This window comes from Cystobacter fuscus (assembly GCF_044360685.1).
Lineage (GTDB): Bacteria > Myxococcota > Myxococcia > Myxococcales > Myxococcaceae > Cystobacter > Cystobacter fuscus_C.
In genome coordinates this window covers 4,093,528-4,109,302 of sequence record NZ_CP043491.1, presented here as the reverse complement: position 1 = coordinate 4,109,302, position 15,775 = coordinate 4,093,528, and the positions used below count along the sequence as shown (strand labels likewise).

The following is a 15,775-nucleotide window of genomic DNA, read 5'->3' as shown; positions in this document are numbered from 1 at the left end:
CAGAAGGACGAGAGGGGGCGAGATTCACCCCTTGCGGCCGGAGAGGCGGCGAGCGAGTTCCTTGTCCGCCAGCACGGCCACCTTCCTTCCCCGGAAGGCGGGGAGGAAGTGCTCCTGGAGAGCGGAGAAGCGGACGGACTCGTCCAGGGCGTCCTGGCCGGGGACCTCCAGGGCGACCGACTCCACCCTGGCCCGGGTGAGCACCTTGCCCGCGGAGGCGAGCGCCTCGCCGAGGGAGGACGGCTCCAGGCCACGCCGCCGGCCCAGGCCCATGACGAAGACGCGGGGGACGCTGAAGCGGCCGTCCGTGGGCAGCAGGAGCGAGTCGTCCTGGGCGCCCACGAAGAAGCCGGACTGGAGCACGCGCGACAGGGTGCCGCACAAGCGCCAGTCCACGTACCCGGCGGTGCCGGGCAGGGGCCGGTCGTCCTCGCCCACGAAGAGGCACAGGGCGTCCACATCCGCCAGCGAGTCCAACCCGCCCAGGCCCAGTTCGTGCGCGGAGACGTTCACTGCTTCCCCAGGGCGACGGCCACGCGATCCAGCAGGCCGTTGACGAAGGCGCTGGACTCCTCGGTGCCGAAGTTCTTGCCGAGCTCCACCGCCTCGTTGAGCGACACCTTCTTGGGGATGTCCGGGCGGTACTTCAGCTCGAAGACGCCCAGGCGCAGCACGTTGCGGTCGATGCGCGACATGCGATCCAGGCGCCAGTTGTGGCTGTGCTGCTCGATGAGCCGATCAATCTCCGCGCGGTGCGCCATGACGCCCTCGGTGAGCTCGCGGGCGAACTTCACCGCCTCGGGCTCCTTGTTCGTCACCTCGGCGGCGGCCCAGGCCGCTTCCAGGGCGTCATGGATGGAGCCCGGAGTCATCTCCATCTGGTAGAGCGCCTGGAGGGCCCGCTCGCGTGCCGTTCTGCGCGCACCCATGTCAGCTCCTCTTCCCGTCCGTCAGCGTGGCGAGCTTCGCATGGAGGTTGACCATCTCGATGCACGCCGCGGCTGCTTCCGAGCCCTTGTTGCCGGCCTTGACGCCCGCCCGGTCGATCGCCTGCTCCACCGTGTCGCACGTGAGCACGCCGAAGGTGACGGCCGCCTGCGAGGTGAAGGCCACCTGGCCGATGCCCTTGGTGCACTCGCCCGACACGTAGTCGAAATGGGGCGTGCCGCCGCGGATGACGGCACCCAGGGTGATGATGCCCACGTACGAGCGCGTCTCCGACACGCGCCGCGTGAGCGCGGGCAGCTCATAGGTGCCCGGACAACGGAATACGTCGATATCCCCGTCGGCGACGCCGTGGCGGACCAGCGTGTCCAGCGCGCCCTTCACCAGCTCCTCGGTGATGAACGCGTTGAAGCGGGCCACGCAGATGGCGAAGCGGCCCTTGGGGGGGAGGAAGTCACCTTCGATGTAGCGAGGCATGTCCCGACCTCTCTACACCAGCCACCCGGCTGGCGTCCCGACAGAGTTTTCCCCCCACCCCCGGCGCTCAGGACGCCTGGCGGCCCCGGGGGGGACGGCGAGCGGCCACGCGCCGGGCCGGCGGGGCGGCCGGGGTGAGCGGCACCTGCTCCACCACCTCCAGCGAGTAGCTCTCCAACCCCACGATCTTCTTGGGATTGTTGGTGAGCAGGCGCAGCCGGGTGAGCCCCAGGTCCTTGAGGATCTGCGCCCCCACGCCGAACTCGCGCAGGCGCGTCTGATCCTTGTGTCCGGGCACCAGCTCCTCGTTGGAGACATGGGTGCAGCGCAGCCGGTTCTTCCGCGCCGAGTCCCCCTGCAGGAAGACGATGACCCCCCGCCCGGCCTCGTGGATGGCCTGGAAGGCCCGCTCGAGCTGCACGCCACACTCGCACCCGGCGCTGCCCAGCACATCCCCCACCAGGCAGGTGCGGTGGACGCGGGTGAGCACCGGCTCGCGGCCGGACAGCTCGCCCTTGACCACGGCCACGTGCACCGCGCTGTCCACGTCGCTGCCGTAGGTGTAGGCCCGGAAGCTGCCCTGGCCGCGGCGCTCCAGCGTCGTCTCCTCGAGCCGCCGCACCAGCCGCTCACGCTCCAGGCGGTAGCGGATGATGTCGGCCACGGACAGGAGCACCATCTGGTGCTTGCGGGCGAACTTCACCAGGTCCGGCCGGCGCGACATGGTGCCGTCCGGGTTCATGATCTCGCAGATGACGCCCGAGGGGCGCAGTCCCGCCATGCGCGCCAGGTCCACGCTGCCCTCGGTCTGGCCGGTGCGCACGAGCACCCCGCCCTGCCGGGCGCGCAGGGGGAAGATGTGCCCGGGCCGCGCCAGGTCCGACGGCTTGGCGTTGGGCGCCACGGCCACCTGGATGGTGTGGGCGCGGTCCGCGGCGGAGATGCCCGTGGAGACGCCCTGGGCGGCCTCGATGGAGACCGTGAAGGCCGTCTGGAAGGACGAGGTGTTGTCCTGCACCATGAGGGGCAGGTTGAGCCGCCGGATGCGCTCCTCGTCGAGCGCCAGGCAGATGAGCCCGCGCCCGTGGGTGGCCATGAAGTTGATGTCCTGGGGCGTCACCTTCTCCGCCGCCATGACGAGGTCGCCCTCGTTCTCCCGGTCCTCGTCATCCGTGAGGATGACCATGCGGCCCTTGCGGATCTCCGCGAGCGCCTTCTCCACCAGGGTGATGCTGTCCGACTCGTGCTGCCTGCTACCGCGCGCCATGCGTACTCCTGAATGCTTCCCTGAGCTCAACCGCCGAAGCCCGCCGCCTTGATGACCGCCTCGGAGAGCCCGCCACCCGGGCCCTGGCGCAGCGACATCAGCCGCGCCACGTACTTGCCAATCATGTCGCCTTCCAGATTCACCCGCTCGCCCACCCCCCGCGAGCGCAGCGTGGTGCGCTCCTGTGTCTCGGGGATGAGCTGGACGCTGAAGCGATCCGTGCCCACCGAGTTGACGGTGAGGCTGATGCCGTCGATGGCCACCGAGCCCTTCTCGATGAAGAAGGGCGCCAGCTCGTCGGGCAGGCGGAAGACCATCACCCACGAGCCGCCCTCGGCATACGTCTCCAACACCTCGCTCACCGCGTCCACATGGCCGCTGACGAGGTGGCCACCCAGCCGGTCTCCCAGCGCGAGGGCCCGCTCGAGGTTGACGCGCGAGCCGGGTTGCCGGGCGCCCAGGGTGGTGCGCCGCAGCGTCTCCGGGGCGGCCTGGACGCGGAAGGAGTCCCCCACGCGCTCCACCACGGTGAGGCAGGCGCCATCCACCGCGATCGACTCCCCGAGCGCGAAGTCCCTCGCGCCCAGCGTCGTGCGAATCCATAGGTCCGTCATCCCACCTGGGATGACCCGCTCCACCACGCCGATGTCCTGGATGAGTCCGGTGAACATTTCGGGGGCTTATAACGGATTTGGGCCTGCGGGTCCGTAGCATCCCCGCCCCCCCCCCTCTTCCGCCCGGTGGGCGGGCGCACCGGGGAGCTCCTCCAAACCCAACGTCCGAGGCCTTGCCGAAGAGGAAGCATCTGGCGCTCACCGGGCCCTCCCTCCCTATCTGTCGGGTTCTCCCCCACCCGGGCCCCGGTGGCGCGCCCCCCACGCTCGGACCTCCGCCACCGGGCTTGTCTCCGCTGAACTCCTCGACACGTCAATCGACTGAGACTACGGTCCGGACACATGACAGGATCGGGCAACTCCGAGACGACACCCGCAGAAAAGAGCACGGCGAGCGCGGGGCGGGACCGCAACCCCGTTAGCCCCGAGAATCTCCTGAACCCGTTTCCGTTCTACGAGGAGCTACGGGAAAACGACCCGGTGCACTGGTCGGACACCCTGCACGCCTGGGTCCTCACGCGCTACGAAGACGTGATGAATCACTTCCGCGACTCGCGGATGAGCGCCAACCGGGTTCCCATCTTCGAGCAGCAGATCCAGGGCCTGGGACCGGGCGTGCTCACGGACTTCATCGACATCGTCCGCAAGCAGATGGTCAACAAGGACGGCCCGGAACACATCCGGATGCGTCGCCAGGCCAACCCGAACTTCACGCCCCAGGCGCTCGACAGCTGGCGGCCCGCCATCCGCAACACCATGAAGACGCTGGTGGATCGGGTGCACGACAAGCGCCAGATGAACCTGGTCAAGGAGATCTCCTACGAGTTTCCCCCGCGCGTCATCGCCGAGCTCTTTGGACTTCCCGCGGACGAGCATGAGCAGTTGCTCAAATGGGCGGACCCCATCGCCCAGATTGGAGGTCTGGCGGCGGGCGGGGATCCGGTGGGCCTGGCCCGCAAGGCCAACGCGGCCATCAAGGAGTTCGCGGAGTACCTGACGGATCAGGCGAAGAATCACCGCCAGACCCTGGGGCATGATCTGATCAGCCGGATGCTGGAGAGCCAGCGCCAGGACCCGAGGGGAGAGAACATCGAGGAACTGGTGGCCAACGCCATCCTCATGCTGATCGCCGGGCATACGACCACCACGGACCAGTTCAGCAACCTCGTCCATGATCTGCTGACGCATCCCGACCAGCTCGAGCTGCTGCGCGGCAACCCGAGCCTGCTGCCGTCGGCCGTCGAGGAGTCCATGCGATTCCACCCGGCAGTGCCCTTCCACTACCGGATCGCCGCCGCGGACATCCCCCTGCGCGGCCGCGTCATCCGCAAGGGCGACGTCGTCTTCCTGGGGATCGCCGCCGCCAACTGGGATCCGAAGCACTTCGTTGATCCCGAGCGCTTCGACATCACCCGCGACGCGCTGGTGCACAAGCACGTGGCGTTCTCCTTCGGACCACACCACTGTCTGGGCGCGGGTCTGGCCCGGCGCGAGCTGGAGATCGGGCTCGAGGTGCTCCTGGAGCGGATGCCCGGGCTGAGACTGGATGAGGAGAGGCCGCCCCAACAGAAGGCCGAGAGCCTCGTCTTCCGCGGCTTCCACTCCGTGCACGTGAAGTGGTGACGTGACGGGCGGCTCCGCCAGGGAGTGACTCCCGAGGCGTGATGGAGGCCCCGACCCGGGTCGGGGCCTCCCGTGAACTCAGCCCTCTTCGAGCGCCAGCGCCAGCATCGCGCTCAGCTCGAAAGCGCGGTCCATGCGGAAGGGGTGGTACAGCGCCTTGCCAATCCACATGGGATCCTCGTGAAGGAACTTCAGATCCTCCTCGCCGGACATGACGAATGGCTGGTAGGTGCGCCGCAGGTAGCCGTTGGCCCGCGACAGCGCGCTCCGGATGGCCTCCTCCTCGACGCCCTTGTTGCGCAGCCCGTGCAGGACGAGCACCGCGAAGGCGGTCTCCAGGCGGGTCGAGCGAACGTCGGCACCCCAGCCCCCGTCCTTCTTCTGACAGCGCAGGAGGGTGGCGATGGAGTTGCGCATCACCTCGGGCTCGGGGATGGCCAACATGACGTGGGTCGTCGTGTACAGCCACGACGTCTGCCACTTGTCGATGAGCCAGCGTCCGTCCGCGGACTGCAGCTCCAGCATCGCGCGGGTCCAGGAGGACGTGTCCTCACCGGCGAGGCTCAGCGCCATCGCGGCGTGCGCGGTGGTGGTCAGCGAGGGATGGGTCTCCTGCGGGTAGGTGTAGAAGTGATTTCCCCGCTTGAACTGATTGAGGGCCGACATGTCCACGGGCCGGTTCGCGGCCTTGAGGACCGCGATGGTGACGGCGGTGCAGTCCCCATCGGGCATGAAGTACTTCGTGAAGCCGATGCCGCGCGGGGTGAACGCCGCCTCGAGCGTGTCGAGGTGCGGCTTGACCACGTCCGCCAGCTGCGGATGAGCCAGAAGCCCGGCACACAGCAGCGCGAGCAGGCCCCACTCTTGCTCCATCAGATCGATGCGCCAGGTGGCGGGGACCACGCCAGGCAGACGGACGTTGGTGCCCGCCTCCGCGTTCCTCAGGTACTGACGCGCCTTGGCAACCAGTTCCTTCAGCTCGGGACGACCCTGCGCCGCACGCACCCAGGCGGCGGTGGCCGCGGGGCACGGGCCGATTCCACCCTCGGGATCGACCAGCGCCGGGTCCGGCTCCGTGCCCCACCCATCCCACGTGAGGGCCGGTGGGGTGCCAAAGTGCAGCTGCTTCAGCCGGCCGAGCTTCTCGCGGCGCCGCTTGCCATCCTCGATGACGGCGGCGTACTGGTCCATCGGGACGTCCAGGCCCAGGGCCTGGGCCTCATCCAGCAGGCGCGGCAGGTTCATCTCCACGCCCACGAGAAGATCCTCGGGAAGCACGGTCCAATGGGGGCGCTGAGCCCGGATGAACTCCAGCCCGCGCTCCACGGCGCTACGGGCCCGCTCGTCCTTGCCACGCACGTGCAGGGCGAGCACGGCGGCGAGCGTCGGCATGTCGCGCGCGCGCAGCACCTTCGGGTTGTCCCAGCCTCCGTCGGCGTGCTGCTGACTCAGCAGCCACTCCACGGCCGCGTCCGTCCCCTCCTCCGGAGGCGCCAGACGCACCACCATGGCGGTGTCGTAGACGGAGCCATTCGCCAGACCGCCATCCTTGCCCAGGTCCGCGATCAGGGCCCGCAGATCGGTCAGGATGATCTCCGCGGCAACCGACAGGCCCTTCTGTTCCGCCGTCGGTTTCCGCTCAGGAGCGAGTTGTGCGTGCATCGATATCATCCCATCCTGTTGCTTTGAGAGAGTCGTGGTAGTCGTAGTGGGCGTAGAAGTCACAGACGAACGCCGTGAGGTTCTTGGCGTAGCGCGCGGAACTTTGAGCACCCGGGGGTTGCGGAGCCGCGGCCGGAGCCATGAGCCGCACCTCGGAGTCACGAGGGAGCTGGGCGAGAAGCCGCTTGGCCCGGTCATGGGCCTGTTGTGGAATCCCCTCACTGGCCTGAGGAGGCAGGCCAAGAGCAAGACACGCCTTCGCCGTCAGCAAGGCCTCTTCTAGAGCCTTTGCCTCCGGGGCCTTCGTCTCGTTGATGATGTCCTGCTTGAGGATGCCAATGGAGTTGAGCTTCCCCTCCAACAGCTCCCGCTGATAGCTTCGAAGGTCATTGGCGAGGCGAATCTTCAAGGCGGCCCACTGTCCCTGACTGAGGAGCAGGGGCAGATCCGACGGCATCGTCGTCTTCATCGCCGCGAGCATGCACACGTAGACGGGCAGGACCCCCACGCTGTGGTGAGCCTCCTCGAGGTAGTCCCGGAAAGCAGGGAGCGGCTGCTCCGCGTTCCTCTCGATGAGTTCGAAGCGCATGCCGCGCAGAGACAACTCGAGGGATCTGGCCAGGCTCTCGCGGAGGGCCTTGGGGAAATTGAAATCACCCTCGGGCAGCGTCTCCCCCTCGTGGGACTTGCCGCTCAGAGACCACTTGAGCGCTTCGGCCAGGCGCTCTCGGGGGATGCTGTCCTTCGGCACCTTCTCGAGCAGCTGCTCGAATTGTCGGCGGATGTCCGAGAGGGCCACGAACAGTGATTTGAGTAGCTTTTTGAATCGCTTCTTGAATCGCCGGCGGATGTCCGAGAGGGCCGCGAGCAGTGATTCGAGTCGCTTCTTGAATTGCCGGCGGCTGTCCGAGCGGGGCTCCCTGATGAGGGACGGGCACTGCTCGCCCAAGACCCTTGCCACCCGGCGCCTGGTGTCCTTGTCCAGGGGCGCCTCATCGAGCAGATCGTCCACGGCGAAGAACCACATGGACAGGCATGCGCCGGGCAGCAGCTCGCTCGCGCCGAGAAACGGGGCCGCGGCGGCGAGCGTCAGGCTGAGTTGAGGCACCCGGACCTCCCGCATGCCCCGCGGATGCTTCTTGACCCACTCGCCCAGAAGCGCCTCCAGCTCGCGGCTGCACTTGAGAACCCCCTTGAGCTCTTCATCGGTCAAGCTGGAGAGATACTTGCTCCGAGGGGTGCTTGCTTTCTGGGAGGACATGGGATCCGGAGGAGAGCGGGCCAGTGGGGGGACTACGAGGAGAACGTCGCGCTTCCGGACACGACGGGCGCCGGGGTCCGAGGCACGCCGGTATCACCCGAGTTCGACATGGAGGCCACCTTGTCCGTCACGTTGCGCACCAGGTCCAGCGCCTCATCCGAGGCGCGCAGCTGCACCATCGTCTGATCCATGAGCTGCGACAGATCATTCACCGCCTGGAAGATCTGGGTGATGCCCGTGTTCTGCTGCGTCACCGCCGCGGTGATCTGCCGCACGGAGGCCGCGTTCTCGCGCACGATGCCCGAGAGATCCCGGATGTTGTTGCCGAACTCGCGCACCTGCACGAGGCTGCTCTCCACCTTCTCCGAGCCCTTCTCCGTCATGGTGACGGTGGCGCGGATGGCCGAGCTGATGTCCTGGAGGATGGAGCGGACGTTGTTGGTCGCACGGATGGACTGGTCCGCCAGCGTGCGGATCTCGCGCGCGACCACGCCGAAGCCCTTGCCGTGCTCGCCCGAGCGCACCGCCTCGATGGCCGCGTTGAGCGCCAGCATGTTGGACTGGTCGGCCAGGTCCTTCACCGTGGTGGTGATGCTGGCGATCTGCCGGGTGCGCTGATCCAGGCTGCGGATCTGCCCGGCCATCTCCTTCACCTGCTCGGCGATCTCCTGCAGCCCGTTGAGGCTCTGCTGGATGGCGGCCTCGCCAGCACGGCTGATCTGGTCGGCCTTCTCCGTCTGCTGCAGGATGCCCTCGGCCTTCTGGGCGGTGAGGGCGGAGGTCTGCTTGATCTCCTGGGCGGTGACCTGCGTCTCCTGGAGGGCCGTGGCCTGATGGGTGAGCGCCTCGGTCTGCTTGTTGGTGGACGAGCCCAGCTGCTCGGCGGAGCGCCGCAGCGAGTGGGCGGACTCGCCCAGCGACTCGGAGAAGGCCTTGAGACGTCCGAACGCCTTGGCGGTGGCCGCGGCCAGATCTCCCACCTCGTCGGTCGACACCCACTCGGGGAGCTTGGGGTTACCCGAGGCGAGCGCCTCCACGGTGATCTGCACGCTCCGGGCGCCCTCGGACTGGTACCTGGACAGCTGCCAGGCGGCGAACGCCGCGCTCACCAGCAGGTAGGTGCCCAGCAGACAGATGGGCAGCAGCGCGTCCTTGCTCATCTTCGCCGCGGTGGCGTCCATCAGGGCCAGGAACTGATCGACGTTCATCTGGCCAACCACCTGCGCGCGCAGGTGCGCATAGTTGTTGTAGCCCTCGCGCACGAGCACCGTCGCCACGGTGGAGAGCGCGCTGGCCACGAAGATGCCGAAGGCGTACGGCAGGTACCAACGCTGGCGGATCCAGAAGAAGCCCGAGCCATTGGGAATGGCCTCGGGGTTGCGGTGGAACTCCTCGATGGCATAGGGGCGGATGATGCGCTCCCAGGTCGGCCGGACCTGGAGCATCAGCAGGGCGACCAGCAGGGAGTTGACGGCGAGCGACCAGGGAATCACCCACGGGCTCTTGCCGAAGTAGAGCGTCGGCACGGTCGTCACGGACAAGATGGACATCGAGGACAGCAGGAGGGTCACCACCTCGAGCTGTCGCGGGAGCACCATGATTCGCTCCAACCGGGCACTGGCGCGCTCGCCGGGGTTCAGGGCGAAGGCCTGGCGCACCAGGTGGCCGTAGGTCATCTGATTCGCCACACCCGAAATGAGCGCGAACGTGATGGGCACCACGAACTTCACGGTCCAGATGCCCTCATCCCGGTTGAGCCCGGTGATGAGTCCGATCAAGTAGACCATCGCCGGTGCGACGAGGAAGGCGTTCGAGTTGGGGGCGTTGACCAACTGCTTGATCAACTTCTTGAATTCAGCCTGCTCAAGAGAAGGCATGGCAATCAGGCTCCATCGGTGACGTCGAGCGACGGCGTTACCGGGTGATCATGGGAGGGAGGAGGGAGAAGACGATGGACGAAGAGCGGGGAGAGCGGCCATCCGGTGGGCCGAGGCGGCTGGCGGGAAGCGGGAGCCGAAGCTGAGATCACGACCTGGCATGTGCGGTCAGATCGTGGAGTCTAGGGGGAGCGCCGCCCCACTTGGAGGATCTCGGGGTTGCCGTCTCGCAAGATTCAAGATTTCTACTCCGTCCCACGGAAGTTTTGCGTGGACTCTACCAGTGCACCTGTTTCAGGAAAAGAAGCGGTCGGCTCAGGGAAGCTCCACCACCCGAGACTGGTCGGCTGCTCTGGGCGACACGTAACTTTTCACTGACAGTGAACCCTGGAGCAGGGAGGTTACCTGGAAAGAGGTGCCACGTCGCGCATCCTCCTCGTGGACGAACTCCGTGCTCCTCCCAACGCGACCCAGGAGCCCCCGAACCACGGCTCTCGAGCGCCTGCTCTCTCACCGGGTGGTCGGGCGACAGGGCCTTTCGGCCACTTTACTTCCCGTGCTGCGTGTGCCCGATGGAGCCAGCCCTCGGCGCGTCGCGAGCCAGGGGGCCTACGCGTTCTGCGAGGTGATGAGCTTATGGATGCTCATGCGAACGTCCACCGGTATCGCCTCGAACAGGACACCGAAGCTGTACTGGCCCTGGGGTGAGGGAGCGCGCGTGCGCCACATGACCAGCGCCGTCGCTTGCACGTGTTTGAATTCCGCGAAGCTGAACGAGAGGCTCATGCGCGAAAGGAGGGGCGGTCGCGTCTCCGAACTCAGGCGAGCACCATTCACCGAGAGGTCCATCATCTGGGCATCGAAGAATTGACCTGCGCCCTCCGTGGAGAAGCTCACCCGTTCGATGTTGTCGTCCACGGGGTCGGCGCGAACGACCGAGCGGGGCGCATCGTCGGTGACGCTGGCTTCCACCTCGAGGTTGACCGCGATCCGCTGTGAACGGCGACGTTCCATGAAGTCTCCCCAAAAAGCATTGCGCCAGGACCCACGTTATCAGCGCACCTCTTCTCAAGGCCGTCAACAACAGCGGGCGGAACCACGATGCGCTCCGGCCTCCAACGAGGCCGGGCCGCGTCGGCCATCGCGGCGCGGGAGCAGGGCACGGAGCGGTGAGTCGTTCCGGTGCCCCGCGCCGACGCCCCCCAGAAGGAGCCGTCCTGCTTCCGGGTTCAGGTGCCCGTCTGGCGGCGAGGGACGACGTCCATCTCATCGACCTCCTCGACTTCTGCCACCGCGGAATTCACCCCCTCGATGTGGGCCAGCCAGTAGCGGCGGAACTCCTGCTGGAGGCGATCCTCGGCCACCAGCACCCGGCGCCGCTCGGGATTCATCTTCTTCCACACCGGGAGGTAGTCGTCCGTGGCGCCATTGAAGAGCCTCTTGGCGACGTAGCGACGCAGCAGCCCGTCCAACGGCCGCAGGGGCACGGGGAGCTTCGGGGTGGCCACGATGAGGTGGAAGAGAGTGAGCTTGGGTCCCTGCGGCAGCGGCGCGGCGATGAAGCGCACCTGGAGCTTCCCATTCTGATACAGCGAGCCGAAGATGGTGGACGCACCCGCGTAGTCGATGGTGGTGCGCAGCTTCGTCCCATCGTGAAGTTCCTGGTCCAGGTGGAAGGCCAGCCGATGCGGCTCGCGCGCGAATACATCCACCTCGTACTTCACGAAGTCCACCTTGTGGATGTAGCGGAAGTGCTCCGCGTCCGTGCCGTTTTCCACGGTGTGGAGCGCGTGCGTCTCGAAGAGCTGCGACTTGTGGATGACGCCCCAGGAAGGATCCCTCATCTCCGGCACGTCCGGCAGCCCATGGGAGGGCTTCTCCCCGTGATACACCCAAACCCAGCCCAGGTGCTCCAGCACGGGGACGGTGGGAATGCGCGCCGTGGGGGGGATGCGCGCGCCCTCCTTCAAATAGGGAATGGTCGCACAGTCGCCGGAGGTGGAGAACTCCCACGCGTGGAACGGGCAGACGATACGCTCCCCCACCACCTTGCCACAGGCCAGCGAGGCGCCCATATGCGGGCAGTAGCGATCCATGGCTCCGAGCTCGCCGCTCCTCGTCCGGAAGAGCACCAGGGTGCGCCCACAGACATCCACCTCGAGGATGCCACCACGCGGAAGTTGCCGGCCTGGGGCCACAGCATACCACGAGGCCGGATACACATCCGTCGCGAGATCATTGAGCCGAAGGAGACGTGCCATCTATGAATTCCCTTTGCGATTGAACGCGTATCAAAAAATCGCACACGAAAGCGTCTGCTGTCCACTGGCCGTGCCTGACCTGCCCCTGTGGGGGCAACCAGCAACCGTCCAGCAGGATTGAGGTATAAAGGGCGCTCACTTCTGGAGGTCCATACGGAATGACGCCGGGAACCATGGAGGGCAAAGTCTGCCTGATCACCGGAGCCACCTCGGGCATCGGCTTGGAATCGGCCAGGGCGCTCGCACGCCAAGGGGCCACGGTTGTGTTGTCGGGACGAGACAAGGGCCGCGGAGAGGCCGCACTCGCCGAGGTGCGCCGCACCGTTCCCGACGCCAGGCTGGACCTGCTGCTCGCGGATCTCACCTCTCTGGCTTCCGTCCGCCAGCTGGCCCAGGACTTCCAGGCCAGGTACTCGCGACTGGACGTGCTGCTCAACAACGCGGGCCTCATCCTCGACCGGCGCAAGGTGACGCCGGACGGCTTCGAGGCCACCTTCGTCACCAATCACCTGTCGCACTTCCTGTTGACCAACCTGCTGCTGGAGCAGCTCAAGGCCAGCGGCGCCTCGCGCGTGGTGACCGTCTCCTCCGAGGCCCATCGCTTCGTCCCGCTCGACTTCCTCGACGACCTGCAGGCCGAGCGCGGCAGCTACAGCGGTACGCAGGTCTACGGCAAGTCGAAGCTGGCCAACATCCTCTTCACCCGCGCCCTGGCCCGGCGGCTGGCGGGCACGAAGGTGACGGCCAACAGCCTGCACCCGGGCGTGGTGCGCTCCGGCTTCGGTCTCAACAGCGAGGGCATCTTCAAGCACCTGGTGAAGCTCGCCTCTCCCTTCATGCTCTCGGCCGAGGGCGGCGCCCGCACCTCCGTGTTCCTGGCCTCCTCGCCCGAAGTGGAGGGCGTGAGCGCGAAGTACTTCATCCGGAGCAAGGTGGCCCGGGAGGCCAAGACCGCCCAGGACGACGCCGCCATGGAGACGCTGTGGCGCAAGAGCGCCGAGCTGACGGGCGTGGGCTGATTTCCAGCGGGTGCATGGCCTCTGCTGCCCCGGAGAGGCCGTGAACCGCCCGCCCCTCCGCTCGACCACTTCCTTGCCTGCCCGCTCGCGCCCCCCGATGCTCATCGCGTCTGTGGCCGGTCCATCCCTATCCGATCTATCGTCCCGGGGCATCCTCGTCAGCCAGGAGTCTCAAGCGTGTCCGCGTCCCCCGCCCCCAAGTCCATCCCCCGCATCCGGGGCGAGATACCACTGCTGGGAAGTCTCCGTGAATTCGCCTCGGACCGCCTGTCCTTCTTCATGAGACTGGCCCGGGAGTTCCCGGACATTGGCGCCTTCCACGTGGGGCCCGCTCGCTTCTACTTCGTCAATTCGCCGACCATGATTTCCACCGTGCTGGCGGGGCATGGCGAGTTCTTCGCCCCGAGCACGATCGTGCGCCACCTGAAGCCCCTGTTCGGGCCCAACAGCCTCCTCATCACCCACGGGGAGCCGCACCTGGAGCAGCGGCGGATGATGGCCCCCGTCTTCCAGCCCCGCCGCGTCGCGAGCCTCGATGCGGGAATGACGGAGCTGGGGGCCGACACCGTGGATGGCTGGACGCAGGGGCAGATCCTCTCCGTGCCCGAGGCGATGACGCACCTCACCCTGCGCATCGTGGGCAGGACGCTCTTCGGGGTGGACTTCAAGCATGAGGCGTCAGACCTGAGCGAGGCGGTCGCGACGTGCATGGAGCATGCGGAGCACCTGTCCACGAGCCCGATCCACCTGCCGATGTCCTGGAACACCCCCCGCAACCTCCGCGCGCGCCAGGCCCTCGACATGCTGTCCCGGCGGATGACGGAGATGATTGCCCAGCGGCGCCAGAGCGGGCGCGACAGCGGGGATCTGCTCTCGATGATGCTCGCGCACCGCGATGAAGACGGTACCGGGATGGACGAGGAGCAGCTGCGGGACCATTGTGTGACCCTCTTCGCCGCGGGCCACGAGACGACGGCGGTGTTTCTCGCCTGGGTGTGGGGCATGCTCCTGCTCAACCCCGAGGTCTACGAGAAGCTCCAGCACGAGGTGGACACCGTGCTGGGGGACCGGCTGCCGACGGCCGGGGACATCCAGCGGATGCCCTACATGCAGCAGGTGCTCAAGGAGACGCTGCGCCTGTACCCGCCCTCCCACATGCAAGGGCGCACGGTGCTGCAGGACGTCGACATCGAGGGCTACAAGCTGCGCAAGGGCGACTCCCTGCTGCTCTCCTTCTACGTGCTCCACCGCAACGAGCAGTTCTACCCCGAGCCCGAGCGCTTCCTCCCCGAGCGCTTCACCCCGGAGCAGGAGAAGGCGCGTCCGAAGCACGCCTACGTGCCCTTCGGCAACGGGCCGAACGTGTGCATCGGCAAGTACTTCGCCATGCTCGAGGCCAACCTGCTGATGAGCCTGATGATGCAACGGGTGCGCTTCGAGTTGATGCCGGGGCAGCACATCACGGCGGAGCCATCTCTCACCTTGCAGCTGGCCAACTTCCACGTGCGGGTGCACCGCCGTGGGGGACAGGGGGATTCCCGGACGGCGCTCGCCTCCTGAGCGGGGCGCGGCCTCCGGGGCTTACGTCCCGTGGGCCTTCGGCTCGGAGAGCCGGGCCCGGAGCAGCAGATCCGCTCCCACCTGCTCGAAGGAGAGCGGGCTCACCGTGAGGGCGCGCGCCATCTGCTTGACGCCCAGCGAGCCCGACCAGGACAGGCCCTCCCCGCCAATGAGCTTGGGGGCGACGAAGAGCAGCAGCTCGTCCGCCAGCTCCTCGCGCAGAAACGAGCCGTACATCTCCGCCCCGCCCTCCACCAGGACGTGGTTGAGGCCCACCTTGGCGAGGCGGCGCATGAGGGCCTCGAGATCCACCCGGCCCTGCTTCTCCGGGAGCTGCCAGACGTCGGCGCCCGTCGCGAGCAGGCGTTTGGCCTTGCGGGCCGTGGGGTCCTCCAGCGTGGCCACCACGGTGCGCGCGGAGGAGCGCTGGGTGAAGACCTGGAGCGTGGAGGGCAGGCGCAGGTGCGAGTCCACCACCACGCGCACCGGATCCTTCCCCGCTCCCCCGGGCAGGCGTGTGGTGAGCTGAGGGTTGTCCCTGCGGGCGGTGGTGGCTCCCACGAGGATGACATCCACCCGATCGCGCAGCCGGTGCACCCAGGCTCGGGCCTCTTCCCCCGTCACCCAACGCGAGTCGCCCGTGGCCGTGGCCAGCTTGCCGTCCAGCGTCACCGCCGCCTTGAGCGTGACGAAGGGCAGACCGGTGCGCATCGCCTTGAAGAAGGGGCGGTTGAGCTGATCCGCCTCGTCCTTGAGCACCCCGGTGAGCACCTCCACGCCGGCGCGCCGCAGCCGGGCGACGCCCTTGCCATTCACCTTGGGGTTGGGATCCGACGAGGCGGTGATGACCCGGCGCACGCCCGCGTCGATCAGCGCCTGACTGCACGGCGGCGTGCGCCCGTAGTGATCACACGGCTCCAGCGTCGTGTAGAGATCCGCGCCGCGCGCCTTGGCTCCCGCGGCCTCCAGCGCCACCACCTCGGCGTGCGCCGTGCCGGCCCGGCGGTGATAGCCGCGCGCGATGATGCGGCCACCCTTCACCAGCACCGCGCCCACCACCGGGTTGGGACTGGTTCGGCCGAGCCCCTTGGCGGCCTCTTCCAGTGCCAGACGCATGAAGAACTCGGCCACCGCCCGATCGAAATCCGCCGTGCGCTTGGCCCGGGGGGCGCGCCCCGCCTGCAACCGTGCTCGCGTCAAGAGCCGCAT

At 67.5% G+C, this 15,775-nt stretch carries 14 protein-coding genes; 3 read left to right on the top strand and 11 right to left on the bottom strand.

All coding sequences use genetic code 11. The features are described 5' to 3' along the window. Positions 1–24: 24 nt before the first annotated feature. The 5 genes from F0U63_RS16910 to F0U63_RS16890 all read right to left on the bottom strand — a co-directional run bounded on the left by F0U63_RS16910 (position 25) and on the right by F0U63_RS16890 (position 3,360). Positions 25–513: a M17 family peptidase N-terminal domain-containing protein gene (locus tag F0U63_RS16910; protein WP_395846949.1), complete on the bottom strand. Its 489-nt coding sequence runs from the start codon at positions 511–513 to the stop codon at positions 25–27. Next, positions 510–929 carry a transcription antitermination factor NusB gene (nusB, locus tag F0U63_RS16905; RefSeq protein ID WP_002630209.1) on the bottom strand — a complete coding sequence of 140 codons (420 nt, stop codon included), beginning with the start codon at positions 927–929 and terminating at the stop codon, positions 510–512. The genes F0U63_RS16910 and nusB overlap by 4 nt, the downstream gene beginning before the upstream one ends. A gap of 1 nt (position 930) precedes the next feature. After that, positions 931–1,422 (bottom strand): 6,7-dimethyl-8-ribityllumazine synthase, encoded by a 492-nt coding sequence (gene ribE, locus F0U63_RS16900; protein ID WP_002630210.1) that lies wholly within the window; start codon positions 1,420–1,422, stop codon positions 931–933. A 67-nt stretch (positions 1,423–1,489) separates the two neighbouring features. Then, positions 1,490–2,689, bottom strand: coding sequence for a 3,4-dihydroxy-2-butanone-4-phosphate synthase (ribB, locus tag F0U63_RS16895; protein ID WP_395846948.1), 1,200 nt, complete (start codon positions 2,687–2,689; stop codon positions 1,490–1,492). Positions 2,690–2,715: 26 nt separating this feature from the next. Then, entirely contained in the window at positions 2,716–3,360 is a 645-nt protein-coding gene (locus F0U63_RS16890) for a riboflavin synthase (protein ID WP_395846947.1), read from the bottom strand. Positions 3,361–3,783: 423 nt separating this feature from the next. Between F0U63_RS16890 and F0U63_RS16885 the strand changes: the two genes are divergently transcribed. Then, entirely contained in the window at positions 3,784–4,926 is a 1,143-nt protein-coding gene (locus F0U63_RS16885) for a cytochrome P450 (RefSeq protein WP_395846946.1), read from the top strand. 78 nt (positions 4,927–5,004) lie between these two features. Here F0U63_RS16885 and F0U63_RS16880 read toward each other — a convergent pair whose 3' ends face one another. The 5 genes from F0U63_RS16880 to F0U63_RS16860 form a co-directional block, all read right to left on the bottom strand. Next, positions 5,005–6,588, bottom strand: coding sequence for a prenyltransferase/squalene oxidase repeat-containing protein (locus F0U63_RS16880; RefSeq protein ID WP_395846945.1), 1,584 nt, complete (start codon positions 6,586–6,588; stop codon positions 5,005–5,007). Further along, on the bottom strand, positions 6,566–7,801 hold the full coding sequence (locus F0U63_RS16875) for a hypothetical protein (RefSeq protein WP_395846944.1): 1,236 nt from the start codon (positions 7,799–7,801) through the stop codon (positions 6,566–6,568). Before F0U63_RS16875 ends, F0U63_RS16880 begins: the two co-directional genes overlap by 23 nt. Before the next feature lie 80 nt (positions 7,802–7,881). Further along, entirely contained in the window at positions 7,882–9,726 is a 1,845-nt protein-coding gene (locus F0U63_RS16870) for a methyl-accepting chemotaxis protein (protein WP_395846943.1), read from the bottom strand. Between the two features lie 609 nt (positions 9,727–10,335). Then, positions 10,336–10,740 (bottom strand): PilZ domain-containing protein, encoded by a 405-nt coding sequence (locus tag F0U63_RS16865; RefSeq protein ID WP_395846942.1) that lies wholly within the window; start codon positions 10,738–10,740, stop codon positions 10,336–10,338. 215 nt (positions 10,741–10,955) lie between these two features. Further along, positions 10,956–11,987 carry a Rieske 2Fe-2S domain-containing protein gene (locus F0U63_RS16860; RefSeq protein ID WP_395846941.1) on the bottom strand — a complete coding sequence of 344 codons (1,032 nt, stop codon included), beginning with the start codon at positions 11,985–11,987 and terminating at the stop codon, positions 10,956–10,958. 158 nt (positions 11,988–12,145) lie between these two features. Between F0U63_RS16860 and F0U63_RS16855 the strand changes: the two genes are divergently transcribed. Then, complete coding sequence (locus tag F0U63_RS16855) at positions 12,146–13,006, top strand: SDR family oxidoreductase (RefSeq protein WP_395846940.1); 861 nt, start codon at positions 12,146–12,148, stop codon at positions 13,004–13,006. 177 nt (positions 13,007–13,183) lie between these two features. Next, positions 13,184–14,566: a cytochrome P450 gene (locus F0U63_RS16850; RefSeq protein WP_395846939.1), complete on the top strand. Its 1,383-nt coding sequence runs from the start codon at positions 13,184–13,186 to the stop codon at positions 14,564–14,566. 21 nt (positions 14,567–14,587) lie between these two features. Here F0U63_RS16850 and ribD read toward each other — a convergent pair whose 3' ends face one another. Next, the gene (gene ribD / locus F0U63_RS16845) at positions 14,588–15,775 is read right to left on the bottom strand and encodes a bifunctional diaminohydroxyphosphoribosylaminopyrimidine deaminase/5-amino-6-(5-phosphoribosylamino)uracil reductase RibD (RefSeq protein WP_395846938.1); all 1,188 of its coding nucleotides are present in this window, start codon (positions 15,773–15,775) and stop codon (positions 14,588–14,590) included.

Excerpts from the sequence above, each read along its gene's own strand:
- F0U63_RS16870 (WP_395846943.1), bottom strand. The coding sequence starts at position 9,726 with ATGCCTTCTCTTGAGCAGGCTGAATTCAAGAAGTTGATCAAGCAGTTG.
- F0U63_RS16890 (WP_395846947.1), bottom strand. The coding sequence starts at position 3,360 with ATGTTCACCGGACTCATCCAGGACATCGGCGTGGTGGAGCGGGTCATC.
- ribB (WP_395846948.1), bottom strand. The coding sequence starts at position 2,689 with ATGGCGCGCGGTAGCAGGCAGCACGAGTCGGACAGCATCACCCTGGTG.
- ribD (WP_395846938.1), bottom strand. The coding sequence starts at position 15,775 with ATGCGGCTCTTGACGCGAGCACGGTTGCAGGCGGGGCGCGCCCCCCGG.
- nusB (WP_002630209.1), bottom strand. The coding sequence starts at position 929 with ATGGGTGCGCGCAGAACGGCACGCGAGCGGGCCCTCCAGGCGCTCTAC.
- F0U63_RS16865 (WP_395846942.1), bottom strand. The coding sequence starts at position 10,740 with ATGGAACGTCGCCGTTCACAGCGGATCGCGGTCAACCTCGAGGTGGAA.
- F0U63_RS16860 (WP_395846941.1), bottom strand. The coding sequence starts at position 11,987 with ATGGCACGTCTCCTTCGGCTCAATGATCTCGCGACGGATGTGTATCCG.
- ribE (WP_002630210.1), bottom strand. The coding sequence starts at position 1,422 with ATGCCTCGCTACATCGAAGGTGACTTCCTCCCCCCCAAGGGCCGCTTC.
- F0U63_RS16880 (WP_395846945.1), bottom strand. The coding sequence starts at position 6,588 with ATGCACGCACAACTCGCTCCTGAGCGGAAACCGACGGCGGAACAGAAG.
- F0U63_RS16855 (WP_395846940.1), top strand. The coding sequence starts at position 12,146 with ATGACGCCGGGAACCATGGAGGGCAAAGTCTGCCTGATCACCGGAGCC.